The following is a 17,307-nucleotide window of genomic DNA, read 5'->3' as shown; positions in this document are numbered from 1 at the left end:
ATGATGTTAGCCCTTGCACAAATCTCATCAACTCTAAACAACACAAGGGCTAACTTAAAAAAACATAAAGATTGTATTACACTTGCAAAAACATATAAAGCCAATGCTATTTTCTTTCCAGAATTATCTTTAACTGGATACAGCACTAAAATGTTTCAGCTTTTGAGTTAGCCAGCAACAATCCTCTACTAAATGAGTTACAAAACGAAAGCAAAAAACATAACATTGTTGTTTCGGTTGGTGTACCGTTAAAACAGCAAAACAAACTTTATATTAGTTTAATAACATACTTTCCGAATAACACAAGTAGTATTTACAAAAAACAGTGGTTACATGACGATGAGAAACCTTATTTTAACTCTGGAGGTAATCAAATAAACTTTTCTATAGCTAATACAACTATTGTCCCGGCAATTTGTTACGAAAGCTTAGTGCCAGAACATTTTAAAAAAACACTACATCTACAACCGTTTATTTATTTAATAAGTGCTGCAAAACCATTGCATTCATTAAACAAGGCACACAAATATTATGCTGAAATTTCGAAACAACATAAAACACCAGTTTTGTTTGTAAATAGTATTGGCGCTTGTGATGATTTTATCGCCGGAGGAAATACGGGCGTTTGGAATGATAAGGGTGAGCTGATTTCTTGTCTAGATAAAAAAAACGAGGGTTTATTAATTGTAAATACAGAACAATTTACCGCACAAAAAGTTAGCTTATAAAAAAACGCCCTTGAGAAAATCAAGAGCGTTTATTTGTACACCTTGTAACTAAGTTTACTTATTATCTTTTGCTGCTCCTTTTTGCTTGAGCGTATCAAACATAACCGGAGTAGCAATAAATAATGATGAGTAGGTACCTACAATCACACCTACAATCATGGCAAACATAAATCCTCGTAAAGATTCACCACCAAATATAAAAATGGTAAGTAATACTACCAAAGTAGTGAATGAGGTATTTAACGTTCTACTTAGCGTGCTGTTTAGGGCTACATTAACATTTTCTCCACCTCTCCATCCTCTTGCAGAAACAAACTCTCTAATGCGGTCAAAAACAACCACAGTATCATTTAAAGAGTAACCAATTACGGTTAGTATTGCCGCAATGAATGCTTGGTCTATTTCCATGTTAAACGGCATTACTTTGTATGTTAATGAGAAAATACCCAACACGATTAAAACATCGTGTGTAACCGCTGCAACAGCTCCTAGAGAGAACTGCCATTTTCTAAATCGTAATAAAATGTATAAGAATACAACAAATAGAGAGCCAAGCACTGCCCAACCGGCATTCTTTTTAATATCGTCTGCAATAGTTGGCCCTACTTTTATAGATTGTAAAATTCCTATTTTTTTGTCTTCACTACCTACTATAAAATCTTGGTACGTTGTACCATCCGGTAAATGTTTTTGTAATGTAGTGAATAGTTTTTGCTGAATTTCTTCGTCTACTTCAGTTCCTTCTACATCTACTTTGTATTTGGTAGTAATTTTAATCTGGTTAGGTTCACCAAATGTTTTAGCCTCTACACTACCAAATACAGCTGTTAAATCTGAAGTAATTTCGGTTGGATTTACCGGTTTTTCGAATCTGATTTGATACGACCTACCTCCAACAAAATCTACGCCTTGGTTTAAACCATTAACTACTAAAGAACCTATGCTGATTGTTAACGCAATTCCTGAAATAATGTAAGCTAACTTACGCTTACCAAGGAAATTAATATTTACGTTTTTAAATAAGTTTTTGGTTAACGGAGTTGAGAAGTCCAGCTTTCTCTTACCTTCTTTAACATACCAATCTATTAATAATCTGGTAATGAAGATTGCTGTAAATAATGATGTTAAAATACCTATTAATAAGGTTGTTGCAAATCCTTTAATTGGCCCGGTTCCGAACACTAATAAAATTAGCGCTGTTAAACCGGTAGTAATATTAGCATCTAAAATAGACGATAATGCATTGTTAAATCCGTCAGAGATAGCCTGCATCATACCTTTTCCTTTGGCTAACTCTTCGCGAGCTCTTTCAAAGATTAACACATTTGCATCTACCGACATACCAATGGTTAAAACAATACCTGCAATACCCGGTAATGTTAAAACAGCTCCTAATCCTGCAAGAACACCAAAAATTAAAACTATATTGAATATTAATGCTATATCGGCAAATGATCCTGCTTTACCATAGTAGAATACCATCCAGATTAGCACAATTAGCATCGCTATTAAAAACGATGTAAAGCCGCTATCTATAGCTTCTTGCCCTAAAGACGGTCCTACAACTTCACTTTGAATTATTTCTGCAGAAGCCGGTAATTTACCTGCACGTAAAACGTTAGCAAGGTCTATTGCTTCGTTTAATGTAAACTGCCCTGAAATTTCTGAGTTTCCTCCGGTAATTGCTCCTTTAGATACTCCCGGTGCAGAATATACAATATCGTCTAAAACAATAGCAATGTTTCCTCCTTCTTTGAACGCTTTCCCGGTAAGTTCTTCCCAGATTTTAGCACCCTTACCATTCATTTGCATAGACACAGCCGGTCTTCCTTGCATATCGTAGGTTTGAGCTGCATCAACTACAACGCTTCCACTTAATGGCGCTTCTCCTTCTCTATTAGATTTTAACGCATAAAGTTCTGTAACCTCAGAATCTTTTGTTGGTTTTCCCCAAACAAATTTTGCAAACTGTAAGTTTTCTGGTAACAACCTCTTAATTTCTGGCATTCTTAAATACTCGCCTACAGTAGCAGTATCTTTTAATGCAAACGTTGCAATAACTGGCGATCCTTGAATACCACCTCCTCTAATTAAATCGAATAACGGATTTACTTGATTTGCTAAATCTAATGAGTCTTGAGCTGCATCAGATAATAACGAATCTATTTCTGATGTTGGTTGCTCTTTAACAGTATCTTTATTTACTTCTAAAATTTCTTTTAGTTTATCGTTAGCAGCAACTAAAAACGGATATACTTCATCTGCTTTGAATGTTTCCCAAAACTCAAGTTGAGCTGTACTTTGTAATAATTTTTTAACTCTGTCTACATCTTTAGCTCCAGGTAATTCTACCAAAATACGACCAGATGTGCCTAAACGCTGAATGTTTGGTTGTGTTACACCAAACTTATCTATACGTTTACGTAAAACTTCAAAAGCAGATACAATAGATTCATCTATTTTTCTTCTAATGATAGGTTTAACCTCATCATCAGACATTTTAAAGTTAATCTCGTCACTAAGAGTTTTGTTAGCAAAAATGTCCGGAGAGGCTAACTTGGTGTCTCCTTTTATTTTATCAAACTCTTCAAAAAATAAGTCTAAATAGTTTTTATCACTGTTTTTTGCTGCTTCGTCTGCTTGCGCTAATGCTCTATTAAATACGGGGTTTTTAGAGTTATTAGCCAACCCTTTTAAAATATCTTTTACAGAAATTTGAAGCATTACATTTATCCCTCCCTTAAGGTCTAAACCTTTGTTAAGCTCTTTTTCTTTAGCCTCATTATAGGTAAACTTAGCAACACCAATATTGTATACTTCTTGGTTACCAATAGAGTCTAAATAACGGGCCTCTTCTGCCTCTCTTTTAGCCACAAAATTGTCTTCTGTTTCTGCAATCTTGTTAAGGGCATAAGTCTCGGCTTCTTTTTCTATTTTGTTAGTAACAAACGTGAAAGAAAGTTGGTAAATACTAACAATCCCAAATAAAATAGCAAAAAGCTTAACTAATCCTTTGTTTTGCATTATGAATGGTATTAATTATTGAATTTTTGAAAACGTGCAAATATAAAATTTACCCATACAATTGACAATTATTTTGTGTAGTATTTATTTGATAAATAAAATCTCAAAATATTAACATCTTTAAAAAGAAACCCGCAAGTTTTAGCTTGCGGGTTTCTGAATTTATTGGGTAAACTTATTAAAACTCTAACAATGAGTTAGTTTTACTTACTCCTGCAGCACTTTCTTGCAGTTTTTCTTTTTCCTCGTCTGTAAGTTCTATTTGTACAATTTCTTCTATACCGTTTTTACCTAAAATAACAGGTACTCCAATACAAATATCGTTTAAACCGTATTCTCCTTCTAAGTATGCAGAGCAAGGAATCATTTTTTTCTGATCGCAAGCAATAGCCTGTACTAAAGCAGAAACTGCTGCTCCGGGAGCATACCAAGCGCTGGTTCCTAACAGTTTAGTTAAGGTAGCGCCTCCTACTTTTGTGTCTTCTTTAACTTGATTTAAACGCTCTTCTGAGATAAACTTAGAGACCGGAACACTATTTCTGGTAGCTAAACGAGTTAACGGTAACATTCCGGTATCACTATGACCTCCAATTACCATACCATCTACATCAGAAATTGGAGCTCCTAATGCTTCTGCTAAACGATACTTAAAACGTGCGCTATCTAAAGCTCCACCCATTCCTATAATGCGGTTTTTTGGAAGATTGGTTGTTTTATGAACAAGATAGGTCATTGTGTCCATCGGGTTACTCACCACAATGATTATAGCATTTGGAGAATGCTTAATTAAATTTTCTGTAACCGATTTAACAATTCCGGCATTAATACCAATTAACTCCTCACGAGTCATGCCAGGTTTTCTTGGAATCCCAGAAGTAATAACACAAATATCACTATCTGCTGTTTTAGAATAATCGTTTGTGGTTCCAACTATTTTAGTGTCAAAACCGTTTAAAGAAGCCGTTTGCATGAGGTCCATTGCTTTACCTTCTGCATATCCTTCTTTAATGTCTAACAACACAACTTCGCTAGCAAAATCTTTAATAGCTATATATTCTGCACAGCTGGCACCAACTGCACCTGCTCCAACTACTGTTACTTTCATTTAATTAAATTTTTAAGGTTTTTTAAACGAACGCAAATTTAGCAAATAAAGCAGATTTATTGCAGGTTATTTTGTAATTAAATAGTTAACAATCAATACTATCTAAAACCTAAATTAACTCCCACAGAAAAACTATTAAATTCTGCCAGATGATATTCTGCATTGAGCCTGAAAAATCCGAGTTTTAATTTAGTACCAAGAGTAGCTCTAACACCCGATACTTTGCTAGTTACCGAAAACGGATCAACAATTTCCTCTGAAGTAACAATCCCGTTACTTACTCTGTAGGTTCCTAACATATCGGTTTGTGCCTCACCACTTATGTAACCAATACCTCCATAAAAGTTAATAACGGGAAGTTTAGTAGAACCTATTAATTGAAAAAGCCAGGTATTAGTGTCATTCTCTAATCGTTGGTTTTCTCCTTGAACAATTGTAGAGCCCGTAAAATCATACGAAGCATCTAAATGCGTGTAAGCAACTAAACCGGAAATAGCCACCGGAAACAGCTTGTCTGCCGGTAACCACTTAGTAAATTCATGTTGAATTCCCACTCCGTACAATCCTATTTTAACATCTTCTGTATCTACTTTTGGCACAAAGCGTGCTTTAACTTCGGTACCTTTTATTAAACCAACAGACCCTTGAATGAAGGCTGTTGGTATTAAGTTAATGTTTTGTGAGGCTAAACCGTTAGGAAGTGTTATTTGCTCTGTTTGCTCTCCAAAAATAGGATCGTCATAGGTAATTTCTATTACAACCTCCGGATTGTTTTCTCCTAAAGCAGTAGCTACAGATTGCGCTGCAGGCCCTTGTACAAATCTAACATTGTTATACGCTGCAGTATCCATTAAAAACGATTTGTTTTCGTCTTTAACTGTAGCAGCATTTAGTACAACTGCTACTTCAAACCCTCCAAGAGGTTTTGCTTCGGCAGAGTTAAACCAGTTAGCATTCATGCTATACATTACACCATTAGTACCGGGAGCTAGATAATCGTTAGCAAATCGTTGCGCATCTTCTACACCGGCTGCCAGTAATGCATCTAAGTCGCTTTCTTGAGCCACCACACTTGTAGCAACAGAAAATAAAGTAAGTAGGATTAAGCTTATTTTTTTCATGACATTAAAATTTGGTGCTACAAAATAAAAAAACTCGCAAAAAATTGCGAGTTTTTGTTGTGAAACAGTGTTTTTTATGCATCAATATTAGCATATACCGCATTTTTCTCTATAAATTCTCGTCTTGGAGGCACCTCATCTCCCATAAGCATAGAGAAAATTCTATCGGCTTCAGATCCATTATCTATAGTTACCTGTCTTAAAGTACGGTTTGCAGGATTCATGGTAGTTTCCCATAATTGCTCTGCATTCATCTCTCCAAGACCTTTATAACGTTGTACATTTGCTCCGCTACCAAACTTTTCTAAAAGCTCATCTCTTTCTTTATCATTCCACGCGTAAGCCTTTTTATTTCCTTTTTTAACAAGATATAAAGGCGGTGTTGCTATATACACATGTCCTGCCTCAATAAGTTCACGCATGTACCTGAAGAAGAACGTAAGGATTAGTGTAGATATATGCGAACCATCTACATCGGCGTCACACATAATTACTATTTTATGGTAACGTAATTTCTCTAAATTTAAAGCTTTGCTGTCTTCTTCGGTACCGATACTAACACCTAAAGCAGTGAAAATATTTCGAATTTCTTCATTCTCAAACACTTTGTGTTGCATGGCCTTTTCTACGTTTAATATTTTACCACGCAATGGCAAAATTGCTTGAAAATTCCTGTCTCTTCCTTGTTTTGCAGTACCTCCCGCAGAGTCTCCCTCTACTAAGAAAACCTCACATTTTGCAGGGTCTTGTTCTGAGCAGTCTGAAAGTTTTCCGGGCAATCCGCCTCCACTCATTACAGTTTTGCGCTGCACCATTTCTCTTGCTTTACGAGCTGCATGGCGTGCTTGTGCTGCTAAAATTACTTTTTGCACAATTGTTTTAGCATCGTTAGGGTTTTCTTCAAGGTAATTTTCCAGCATTTCTGATACTGCTTGCGAGACAGCCGAAGTAACCTCTCTGTTACCTAACTTGGTTTTAGTTTGCCCTTCAAATTGAGGTTCTGCTACTTTTACCGACACTATAGCTGTTAGCCCCTCGCGAAAATCGTCTCCGGAAATCTCGAACTTAAGCTTATCTAACATTCCGGAAGCATCAGCATATTTTTTTAAGGTAGTTGTTAAACCCCTTCTAAAACCGGATAAATGCGTACCTCCTTCGTGAGTATTAATGTTGTTTACATACGAGTGTAAATTTTCATTAAAAGAGGTATTATAAATCATAGCTACTTCTACCGGGATATCATTCTTTTCTCCCTCCATAGAAATAACTTTGCCAATTAATGGTTCTCTGTTTTGATCTAAAAATCTAATAAATTCAGGAAGTCCTTCTTCAGAATAAAAAGTTTCGCTTTCAAACTCTCCATCATCATTTTTTCTACGCTTGTCTGTAAGCGTAATAGTTATCCCTTTATTTAAGAATGCTAACTCACGCATTCTGCTTGCCAAAGTATCGTAATTATACTCTGTGGTTTGCTGAAAGATAGTTTTGTCGGGTTTAAAAGTTACTATTGTACCTGTTATGTCTGATTCTCCTACTGTTTTTACGGGATATAATGTTTTTCCTCTTTCGTATTCTTGCTCCCAGATTTTACCCTCTCTGTGTACAGTAGCTTTTAAATGATCTGACAAAGCGTTAACCACCGATACACCAACACCGTGCAATCCTCCGGAAACCTTGTAAGAGTCTTTATCGAACTTACCACCGGCTCCAATTTTGGTCATAACCACTTCTAGCGCCGATACACCTTCTTTTTTATGAATGCCAACCGGGATACCTCTACCATTATCTTCTACGGTAATAGAGTTATCTTCATTAATGGTTACCTTAATTGTATCACAATATCCGGCAAGAGCCTCATCTATTGAGTTATCTACAACTTCGTATACTAAATGATGTAACCCTCTTACTCCTACATCTCCAATATACATAGACGGGCGCATGCGAACATGCTCCATTCCTTCTAACGCCTGAATACTGTCTGCCGAATACTGATTTTTATTCACTTCTTCACTCATAAATAGCGGATGTTTATTATAAAAATTGCGTAACAGACAAATATACACAATCCCTAATAAAATTAAGGGGTTAAGCCCTATTTAAAGCATCAAGTTATCAACATTTTTTTGTGAAAAAAACAACAAAAAAAGCACTGTATTGCACAGTGCTTTTTACAACGCTTATAATCAACACTTTACTTACTATTTGTAAGCATCTAAATGAACTTTTGCAACTGCTCTCCCTGAAGGCTCATTTGCATTTTTAAATGCTTCATCCCACTCTAAAGCAATTTTTGTGCTGCACGCCACTGATGGCTCTTGAGGAACTGTTAAAGCAGCAGCATCACTCGGGAAATGCGACTCAAAAATAGAGCGGTAATAGTATTCTTCTTTAGTTTGAGGTGTTTGAACAGGAAACCTATACTTTGCGTTAGCCATTTGCTCATCGGTTACTTTTTCTTCTACAACTTGTTTTAGAGTGTCTATCCAACTGTAACCAACACCATCTGAAAACTGTTCTTTTTGTCTCCAAGCCACACTTTTAGGTAAATAATCTTCAAAAGCTTTTCTGAGCACCCACTTTTCTATACGCTCTCCGTTTATCATTTTATCTTGTGGATTTATTTGCATAGCAACATCTATAAATTCTTTATCTAAAAAAGGCACTCTACCTTCTACACCCCAAGCCGATAAACTTTTGTTGGCTCTCAAACAATCGTATAGATGAAGTTTGTTTAATTTTCTAACCGTTTCATCATGAAATTCTTGTGCGTTTGGTGCTTTATGAAAGTATAAATATCCTCCAAAAAGCTCGTCGGCCCCCTCTCCTGATAACACCATTTTAATTCCCATAGATTTTATAACCCTTGCCATTAAATACATTGGTGTTGAGGCTCTAACCGTTGTGATGTCGTACGTTTCTAAATAATAAATCACATCCCTTATTGCATCTAAACCTTCTTGAATGGTAAACTTAATTTCGTGATGCACCGTACCAATATGCTTTGCAACTTCTCGCGCCGCTTTTAAATCTGGAGAGCCCTCAAGCCCAACCGAAAACGAGTGCAACTGGGGCCACCAAGCATCTTTGGTATTGTCTGTTTCTATTCTTTTTTGAGCATATTTTTTGGCAATAGCCGAAGTTATAGATGAATCTAACCCTCCGGAAAGTAAAACACCATAAGGCACATCAGACATTAACTGTCTTTGCACAGCTACCTCTAATGCTTCACGCAATTTAGCAATTACAGTTTCATTGTCTTGTACGGCACTATAACTCTGCCAATCTCTTTTGTACCATTTTTTAAGCTCACCATCTTTACTATATAAATAGTGTCCCGGAGGAAACACTTCTATTTTATTACAAACTCCCTCTAAAGCCTTTAGCTCTGATGCAACGTAAAAAGTACCATTTTTATCCCAACCCATATACAGCGGGATAATTCCCATGTGGTCTCTTGCAATTAAATAAGCATCTTGCTCTGCATCATATAAAGCAAAAGCAAATATTCCGTTTAAATCGTCTAAAAATTCTACACCTTTTTCTTTATACAGCGCAAGAATTACTTCGCAATCAGACTGTGTTAAAAATGTATATTCTGAGGTAAGTTGTTTTTTTAAATCTCTGTGATTGTAAATTTCTCCGTTAGCAGCCAAAATAAGCATTCTATCTTCGCTAAATAAAGGTTGCTTTCCAGAAGCCGGGTCTACAATAGCCAATCTCTCATGTGTTAATATAGCCTTACTACTGCTATAAATACCACTCCAATCCGGACCTCTGTGTCGTATTTTTTTTGACATTGACAGTAATTGAGGTCTTAATACCTCTGCTTTTTCTTTTAAATCGAAAGCGCAAACAATTCCGCACATAACTTTTATATTATAATTACAAAGCAAAAGTGCACACATTATTTATTATTATAAACATAAAAGCTGCTTTTAATTACATTTTAAAACCTAATTAATAATATTTGTATTAAATTAAAATTGTAAAACTGATTTATTGTAGAAAAAAGTGACGTTTTGAAAGTAATGTTTTAAGAAAGCAGCGACAAAGTTTAACATAAACTTATGAGGAACTATTAGTACCTTTAAAACACTAAAAAAAAATAACTATGAGAAAAACACTAACTGCTATTACTTTATTTTTTGCTTTTGCTTTATTAACGCCTGTTAAAGCACAAGACTTTAGTGGGCTAGATAAGAGCCCTATGGATGCTGCTGCTTACCCATCTAGCCACAGAGTTTCTGATAAACTGGTTAAAATAATATACAGCAGGCCACAACTTAAAGGTAGAAGTTTAGCAAAATTAGCTCCTAACGGTAAGGTTTGGAGAACCGGTGCTAATGAAGCAGTAGAAATAACTTTTTATAAAGATGCTACCATTGGTGGCAAGGCTGTAAAAGCAGGAACATACTCTTTATTTACAATACCGGGAGATAATGAGTGGACTATTATTATTAACCAAAACCTGAACCAATGGGGCGCTTATTCTTACGATGATTCTGCCGATGTTGTTAGAGTTAAAGGTAAGGTTACTAAAGCCGACAAAAAATTAGAAGCTTTCTCTATTACTTTTAGCGGAGAAGGCAATAATGCTAACTTACACATGGGATGGGATACCACTCGTGTAACGGTTCCTATTATTTTTTAGGATTGTTCAATTATTGAGTTAAGTTAGTTTGCAAAACCCTGAAATAAATTTCAGGGTTTTGTTTTTTTTTACCATACTCGCTTACCGTCTAAATAAGTTCTAAGCACTTGCGTTTTAGGAATATCTTGGTAAGGAATTTTCATAATATCTTTGTTAAGCACTATAAAATCTGCAAACTTACCGGGCTCAATACTCCCTTTTTTGTTTTCTTCAAAATTTGAATAAGCAGCCCAGATGGTCATCCCTTTAAGCGCTTCTTCTCTGCTAAGTTTCTCGTTTGGCAAAAATCCACCCTCAGGGAAGCCAGTTGTATCTTGCCTTGCCACGGCAGCATAAAAAGTTAAAAATGGGCTTACTTGTTCTACCGGGAAGTCGGTGCCTAAAGCTACTATACCGGCTTTATTAAGCAGTGTTTTAAATGCATATGCTCCTTTAATTCTGTGCGGTCCTACTCTGTCTTCTGCCCAATACATATCGCTTGTAGCATGTGTTGGCTGAACAGAAGGAATAATACCTTCTTTAAAATAATCAAAATCGGCTATATCTACTATTTGAGCATGCTCAATTTTCCAACGCCTATCGGTTGTTCCTTTAAGAGCATTTTTATACGCTTTTAGAACAACTATATTAGCCGAATCTCCAATAGCATGTGTGTTCATTTGATAGTCTGATGCTGCTATACGTTCTGCTAAATTTACAATATCATCCGGACTGGTAACCATAGCCCCAAAATGGTTGGGATGGTCTGAATAAGGTTGTTTTAATGCTGCTCCTCTAGATCCTAAAGCACCATCGCCATACACTTTTACCGAGCGTACGTTAAGTTTATTGGTTTTTATTATACCTCTGTTTAGAAAATAATCTAAATTTTCGGGAGAGTTACTAACCATTGCATATACGCGCATTGCCAACTCATTATTTTTTTGCAGGCTATCTATTAACATAATAACCTGTTTGCTTAACCCCGCATCGTTTACTGTGGTTAGCCCATTGCTAAAACAAAGTTTTTGAGCTGTTTTTAATGCTTCTACTTGTGTTGCCAGAGTGGGTTTTGGCATAACTGCATCAACCAAACTCATAGGGGCATCTACTAAAACACCTGTAACTTCACCACCTTTTAAAACTACTTCGCCACCATCCATCTTAGTAGCTTTTGTTATGCCCGCCATATCTAACGCTTTCTGATTTACCAGATAAGCATGTCCGTCTATTCTTTCTAAAACTACCGGGGTATCCGGAAAAAGAGAATCTAATGCATGTTTGGTTGGAAATGTTTTAACTTCCCAATCATTCTGATCCCATCCTCTGCCTCTAATAAATGTTTTTGGTTTATTTTTTTGAAAAGCTACTACACGCTCAATTACCTCATTAAAGCTTTTTGTTCCAACCAGATTTACAACTTGCTGGTTCATTCCTAAACCATAAAAATGACAATGAGCATCTATAAATCCTGGGAAAACCGGTTGCCCTTCTAAATCTATAACTTCCGGAGCAGTATAGTTGGATGTAATTTCGTCTGTAGTGCCTACCGCTATAAATTTACCATCTTTAACAGCAAAAGATTCTGCTGTGTCAAAATTCTCATTAACTGTATATACCAATGCATTTACAACTAACACATCTGCTTCTTGCTTTTTGCTGCATGCAATAACACAAAACAGCAGTAAGAATATAATTTTTCTCATGATTAATTTTTAACGTGAAGTTGTAAAAATAATAAAGATTCTGCTCTCACAGAATCTTTATTTTCAAAGAAATAAATGTTTTTTTTACCAATCAAACTTATACGTAGCTCCCGCCATTACTTGAAAGCCCATAACGTTGTAAAATGCCCATCGAGCATATTTGTTGTTTGCTATGTTATTAAGTTTTACAAAGGCTGATAATTGATTATTAAAGCGATAGCCTAAATGTGCATTCGCATCTAAATAAGCATCTAAACTTACAATTTGAGGTGTTGTAACAGACAATGGTTCTAAACTATAAAAATAATCTTTGCGTTCTCCTATGTAAAAAATTGTAGCCCCCATATACCATTTATCTGTTATTTGATAATCGGCTATCAATGATCCTTTTAAAGTGGGCATATTCCATGCTTCTTGTTGGTTTTCTGTATTAAAATCAAAAACCTCTGCATTAGCTCTTAATGTAAAGTTTCTATTAACATCTACGCTTAATTCTCCAAAAACCGAAATAGTTTTAACATCATCGTATAATACAGAAAACGAATTCCCGTATGCATAACCGGCATTTGGGTTTGCTGTGTTATTTACCGGATTTAACGCATAAAATGCTTTGTTGTTTTCTGCCATATAAGAGCCTTTTAAATTATAGCCTACATTTTTATGAAGCTTACCTTTAAGCCCCACATACGCATTGTATTGCCTGTCTGTTGGAATTATTTGCAATGTTGGAGAAACAAATGGATTTTCTGAAGCAAAACCATGATAACTATTTTGTTGCAAAGTTCCCTCTATACCACCATATGCAATTACATACTCGTTCACTACTCTATACGATGCTGTAACGTTGGGATATATGTAAAAGTCTGATTCGTTATTCTCTAAATCCATCCCATAAATTAGATTTGCTCCGAGCTTTACGGTTAAATCGTCTCTTAAAATTGTTAAGCTTGGTGAAGCTCCAATTTGCAAATAGCTGTAGGCTATTGAACTTGAGTTTAAGTAATCTGACTCAAAATTACCATCTAAAAAATCTGCTTTAACAGTTAATTGAACAAGCTCTTCGCCAATTGGGAGTTCCATTTCAGGAGCAAAAACCACCCTGTTTTCTTGACTATCTAATCTATCCCAAAATCTTCTGATATTAATTTCACCTCCTTTAAAAAAGGCATCTTCTATGGCTAAGCTACTCCCTGCAAAAGCATTGTAATACACTTGTTTTTCGTTTGCTTGATAAGCAGATGCATCTGGGAAAACTTGCATTGGTAAGCCGTACCAGTTATATATTTGGTGTTGAAATCCTCCGTTTACACTCCATTCCAGGTTTTTACTTCGGTTGGTATAATCTGCCTCTAATTTAGAGTTATAAAAAAAATCGTCCAGGCTAACTTGAGCAATCCCTCCCTGAGATGAATGATGATTTAAACCAATATCAAATGTTTCGTTTCTGCTTAAAGCTCTGCTGGTGTAAAAATCGGCTAAAATAGAACTATAATTTCCAACACCTAACGATACGTATGTGTTATAAAGCACCTCTTTAGGAGCTCTTTTAACAACTTGTGCTTTACCCTTTGCCGGTGTAAATGTTGAAGCTACGGGAACAGAGAATATGCTATATTTTATATTTTTTTTGCGCGTTGTAACCGAATCATCTAAAGATGGGATTTCTTTAATTTTAAAAGCATCAGAAATGGTTGGTGTATAAGGCTTTACTACATTTACCACCTGTGTTCCGATATCTTTTTCTTTTTCTTGAGCTACCGCCAATAAAAAGCCCGAAAAAAACAATACAACTAAACCTATATTTTTTTTACACATACTGTTCTCTTTTATGTTAATGTTTACAGATGGTTAATTTTTATTAGTATCTACCGATGAGTTTCGTTTGGCTTCTTGAGACTTTATTACAGCAAGCTCATTTTGCGCCTCTTGAACAATTTCCGGAAATTCGGTAAAGTTTTTAGTAACATTTTCCAGGATGTAAGTTGCCTGAAAAGCATCGTCTAAAGCATAAAAATTCTTTGCCATAATTATAAGACCTTTTGCTCCGTAAAATTTATGAGAAGCATAATCTTTAGCTAATTTTTGCACTACTTGGTTTGAAGCTTCAAATGCTCCCTCTTTATGTTTAAAATAGGCATCAAAATAAAGTGCTTCGGCTGCTAAAGATCCTGTTGCAATTTTCTGTACTTGGGCGTATGCCTCTTTAGCTCTACTTTCATTTCCGGTTTGCATTGCAGCTCTGGCAATCATTACATGAGCATCACTCTTAATTCGATTATCTATTTTAGATATTTCCAGTACTTTCTCTGCATAAGCAATAGTTTCTTGGTAATTTTTAAGCTCGTAATACGCTTTCATTAAATTAGATTGGGCAAACGTTACATTTTGAGCATAATCTGCCTCTAACTCTAAACGTTTTAACAATGGAATTGCCTCCGGATAGTTTTTTTGATTTAAATAAAGTTGACTAAGCCTTGCTAAAGCTTGCTCGGTAAATTCATTGCGTTCTTTTGCTACTACATAATTGTAATGCATTACAGCTTTATTAGGCTGCTGGTTATTGTAATATAATTGCGCTAAGTAAAAGTTTGCCTTTAACGCATAAGTACCATTAGGAAACTGATTAATATAATTTGCGAATCCTTTAATTGCTGCATTGGTATTGCCCTCTACATACTGGCGTTCTGCAGATTCATATGTAGCTACTTCTAATTCGTTTTCAGATATATCAACAAAATCTAACTGGTTAACCCAAGCAGCATACTCATCAACTTTACCTTCTTCTACATAAATAAGCTTGGCCGTAGAAACTGCTTGTATAGCTTCTTCTGAATTAGGAAAACGATTTACCAAATCTTTAAATTTTGCAATAGCATCATTATTTTGACCGGAGTTGTAATAAATTAAACCTTGTTTTAATAGCGCTTTAGGCACATACGAACTCATTCTGTAATTTTGAATAAGCATATTATATGCTTCCTGTCCTTTTTGCGTTTTGTTGTCGTTTATGTATGTGTTTCCTAACTCGTATAAAGCATCATCACGCAGTTTAGAATTAGGATAGCTTGCAATAAATTTTTCTAAGGTTTCTATTTTTTGATTTCTTCGGTTTACAAAACCATAGCTAATAGCTTTTTGATAATGTGCGTAATCAGTATCCGGTCCATTCATTGCAATTGCTTTGTTGTAAGCTTCCATTGCCGGCCAATATTTACTGGTTACAAAATAGCTGTCTCCTAAACGTAAATAAGCATCATTAAGCCTTTCTGTATCTGTATTTGGCTGCTTAACGTAAGCATCAAAATAATTAGCAGCTTGACCATACTCTTTTGTTTTAAAATAAGTATATGCCAAATGATAGTTAATGTTTTTGTACTCTGGGGTGCTAGATGCCATAGCACTATTAGCAAACAACTTAAACCCCACTAAAGCATCGTTAAAATTGTTAAGTAAGTATTGCGTTTCTGCATGCCAAAAAGTTGCTCTTGCAGTGTAAACTGCATCTTGTTGTGCGTTCATAGCGCGTTCAAAAAAAGAGGCTGATTCTTGGTATTTTCCTTCATTAAATAATTCTACTCCTCTATAAAAAGCTACTTTTTGGTAAGTAGTCTTGTTACTGTAACTTCTGTTGTTTTCTAAAAGATTTAAAGCAGCTTCATAGTTTTTAGAAGTAATGTAAGAATCAACTAAAAGCTCTTGAACTTCTTGATTATATTGAGAATCGGGATATTGCTCTAAGTAAGATAGTAGAACCCCCGATGCACTTTCGTATGGATTACCTATATCATAACTCAATCTGCCATAATTTAATAACGCATCTTGTTTAATTTGAGCATTATAATCCATTTGCGATGCATTCTTAAATGCATTTAACGCCTCTTGTTTTTTGTTTAATTTTAAATAACATTCTGCTAAATGATAATATGCATTTTGTGCCACAGCATTATTAGCATCTATTATTTTGTTGAATTGATTTATAGCATTTTCAAAATCTTCTTGCTTATAATAAGCATATCCTAATTGGTAATAATCTGTATTGCTCCACTTACCACGTTTACCTTTGTATTGTGTTAAATGCGGAATAGCTTGCTCGTATTCTTGTAAATTAAAATGGCTCTCTCCTATTATTTTATGAAGCTCTGAGATTTCTTTTCTATCTGCTTTGGGCAACTGCTCTTTAGCTAAAGAAATTGCTTTTTTAAAATTACCCAGCTTAAAATTCATGTCTGCTTGATAGTACGAAAGCTTCTCGTTTAATTCCTCTTGGTCTGAAATCTGGTCAAAATACTCCGAAGCTTCTTCAAAATCATCACTCTGATACGCAATATACCCTATATAATATTTTGCTTTCGAACCATACTTCTGTGAATTTACCACTTTATTAAAGTAGCGCTCTGCATCCTTATGTTTTTTGCTGCTGAACAAAGCATACCCCATATTAAAATTAAAACGATCTTGCTCTGCGCTGCTCAAGTTTGTTTCATCAACCTTTTTATACCATTTTAAAGCATGCGCATACTTTCCGCTTTCAAAATAATAATCGGCTACATCTATAAATGCAGAGTTTCTTTTGGTGCTGGTAGGATACCTTTCTACAAACGATTCCATTAACTTATCTGCACCAATTTGGTTTAGTCTCACAGCGCAATTAGCAATGTAATATGCACAATTAGCCTCTGTTTCTAAATCATTGGTTTGTTGTTTTACTTTACTAAATATAGCTTGCGCTGCCTGATACTGTTTATTGTTATAAAGTGCTAAAGCCTCTTGATAATTTTTAAGTTTATGGGTGTAAATTTCTGACTCTTGTGCAGCTAAACTGCAATACATGAAGAATATGGCAATTGTTGCCATTAATGATTTTATGAACATAACCCCGTAATTTTCAAAATAGTGTTGTGTAATCAAAGATATAACGAAGCTTTTTACAGTTAATTATATTGTGAAAAAAGGATTAACAACTTATTAACGTTTTACATTTTTAAAAAGCATT

The 17,307-nt window shown here is 35.2% G+C and carries 10 protein-coding genes and 1 pseudogene; 3 read left to right on the top strand and 8 right to left on the bottom strand.

All coding sequences use genetic code 11. The features are described from left to right. Together ACZ5CF_RS05750 and ACZ5CF_RS05745 are read left to right on the top strand one after the other, a co-directional pair. Positions 1–171: a nitrilase-related carbon-nitrogen hydrolase gene (locus ACZ5CF_RS05750; RefSeq protein WP_464578183.1), complete on the top strand. Its 171-nt coding sequence runs from the start codon at positions 1–3 to the stop codon at positions 169–171. A gap of 17 nt (positions 172–188) precedes the next feature. After that, a pseudogene (locus ACZ5CF_RS05745) lies at positions 189–728 on the top strand (nitrilase-related carbon-nitrogen hydrolase); the annotation flags it as partial. A 54-nt stretch (positions 729–782) separates the two neighbouring features. Here the strand turns inward: ACZ5CF_RS05745 and secDF are convergent. The 5 genes from secDF to asnB all read right to left on the bottom strand — a co-directional run bounded on the left by secDF (position 783) and on the right by asnB (position 9,844). After that, complete coding sequence (gene secDF, locus ACZ5CF_RS05740) at positions 783–3,752, bottom strand: protein translocase subunit SecDF (protein WP_464578181.1); 2,970 nt, start codon at positions 3,750–3,752, stop codon at positions 783–785. A gap of 178 nt (positions 3,753–3,930) precedes the next feature. Continuing rightward, positions 3,931–4,857 carry a malate dehydrogenase gene (gene mdh, locus ACZ5CF_RS05735; protein ID WP_464578180.1) on the bottom strand — a complete coding sequence of 309 codons (927 nt, stop codon included), beginning with the start codon at positions 4,855–4,857 and terminating at the stop codon, positions 3,931–3,933. A 98-nt stretch (positions 4,858–4,955) separates the two neighbouring features. Further along, the gene (locus ACZ5CF_RS05730) at positions 4,956–5,978 is read right to left on the bottom strand and encodes a DUF6588 family protein (RefSeq protein ID WP_464578179.1); all 1,023 of its coding nucleotides are present in this window, start codon (positions 5,976–5,978) and stop codon (positions 4,956–4,958) included. A 74-nt stretch (positions 5,979–6,052) separates the two neighbouring features. Beyond that, the gene (gyrB, locus tag ACZ5CF_RS05725) at positions 6,053–7,993 is read right to left on the bottom strand and encodes a DNA topoisomerase (ATP-hydrolyzing) subunit B (RefSeq protein ID WP_464578178.1); all 1,941 of its coding nucleotides are present in this window, start codon (positions 7,991–7,993) and stop codon (positions 6,053–6,055) included. Positions 7,994–8,176: 183 nt separating this feature from the next. Beyond that, positions 8,177–9,844 (bottom strand): asparagine synthase B, encoded by a 1,668-nt coding sequence (gene asnB / locus ACZ5CF_RS05720; protein WP_464578177.1) that lies wholly within the window; start codon positions 9,842–9,844, stop codon positions 8,177–8,179. 245 nt (positions 9,845–10,089) lie between these two features. On the opposite strand from asnB, the gene ACZ5CF_RS05715 reads away from it, so the two are divergent. Then, complete coding sequence (locus ACZ5CF_RS05715) at positions 10,090–10,629, top strand: DUF2911 domain-containing protein (RefSeq protein WP_464578176.1); 540 nt, start codon at positions 10,090–10,092, stop codon at positions 10,627–10,629. A 68-nt stretch (positions 10,630–10,697) separates the two neighbouring features. Here ACZ5CF_RS05715 and ACZ5CF_RS05710 read toward each other — a convergent pair whose 3' ends face one another. The 3 genes from ACZ5CF_RS05710 to ACZ5CF_RS05700 form a co-directional block, all read right to left on the bottom strand. Then, entirely contained in the window at positions 10,698–12,314 is a 1,617-nt protein-coding gene (locus ACZ5CF_RS05710; protein WP_464578175.1) for an amidohydrolase, read from the bottom strand. 84 nt (positions 12,315–12,398) lie between these two features. Next, entirely contained in the window at positions 12,399–14,129 is a 1,731-nt protein-coding gene (locus ACZ5CF_RS05705) for a TonB-dependent receptor (protein WP_464578174.1), read from the bottom strand. A 33-nt stretch (positions 14,130–14,162) separates the two neighbouring features. Further along, positions 14,163–17,186 carry a tetratricopeptide repeat protein gene (locus ACZ5CF_RS05700; RefSeq protein ID WP_464578173.1) on the bottom strand — a complete coding sequence of 1,008 codons (3,024 nt, stop codon included), beginning with the start codon at positions 17,184–17,186 and terminating at the stop codon, positions 14,163–14,165. Between the last annotated feature and the right edge of the window lie 121 nt (positions 17,187–17,307).

The organism is Lutaonella thermophila (assembly GCF_055387725.1).
This window is presented reverse-complemented; position numbering and strand designations above follow the sequence as displayed.

Coding starts and splice junctions, on each gene's coding strand:
- ACZ5CF_RS05750 (WP_464578183.1), top strand. CDS start 1: ATGATGTTAGCCCTTGCACAAATCTCATCAACTCTAAACAACACAAGG.
- secDF (WP_464578181.1), bottom strand. CDS start 3,752: ATGCAAAACAAAGGATTAGTTAAGCTTTTTGCTATTTTATTTGGGATT.
- mdh (WP_464578180.1), bottom strand. CDS start 4,857: ATGAAAGTAACAGTAGTTGGAGCAGGTGCAGTTGGTGCCAGCTGTGCA.
- ACZ5CF_RS05730 (WP_464578179.1), bottom strand. CDS start 5,978: ATGAAAAAAATAAGCTTAATCCTACTTACTTTATTTTCTGTTGCTACA.
- gyrB (WP_464578178.1), bottom strand. CDS start 7,993: ATGAGTGAAGAAGTGAATAAAAATCAGTATTCGGCAGACAGTATTCAG.
- asnB (WP_464578177.1), bottom strand. CDS start 9,844: ATGTGCGGAATTGTTTGCGCTTTCGATTTAAAAGAAAAAGCAGAGGTA.
- ACZ5CF_RS05715 (WP_464578176.1), top strand. CDS start 10,090: ATGAGAAAAACACTAACTGCTATTACTTTATTTTTTGCTTTTGCTTTA.
- ACZ5CF_RS05710 (WP_464578175.1), bottom strand. CDS start 12,314: ATGAGAAAAATTATATTCTTACTGCTGTTTTGTGTTATTGCATGCAGC.
- ACZ5CF_RS05705 (WP_464578174.1), bottom strand. CDS start 14,129: ATGTGTAAAAAAAATATAGGTTTAGTTGTATTGTTTTTTTCGGGCTTT.
- ACZ5CF_RS05700 (WP_464578173.1), bottom strand. CDS start 17,186: ATGTTCATAAAATCATTAATGGCAACAATTGCCATATTCTTCATGTAT.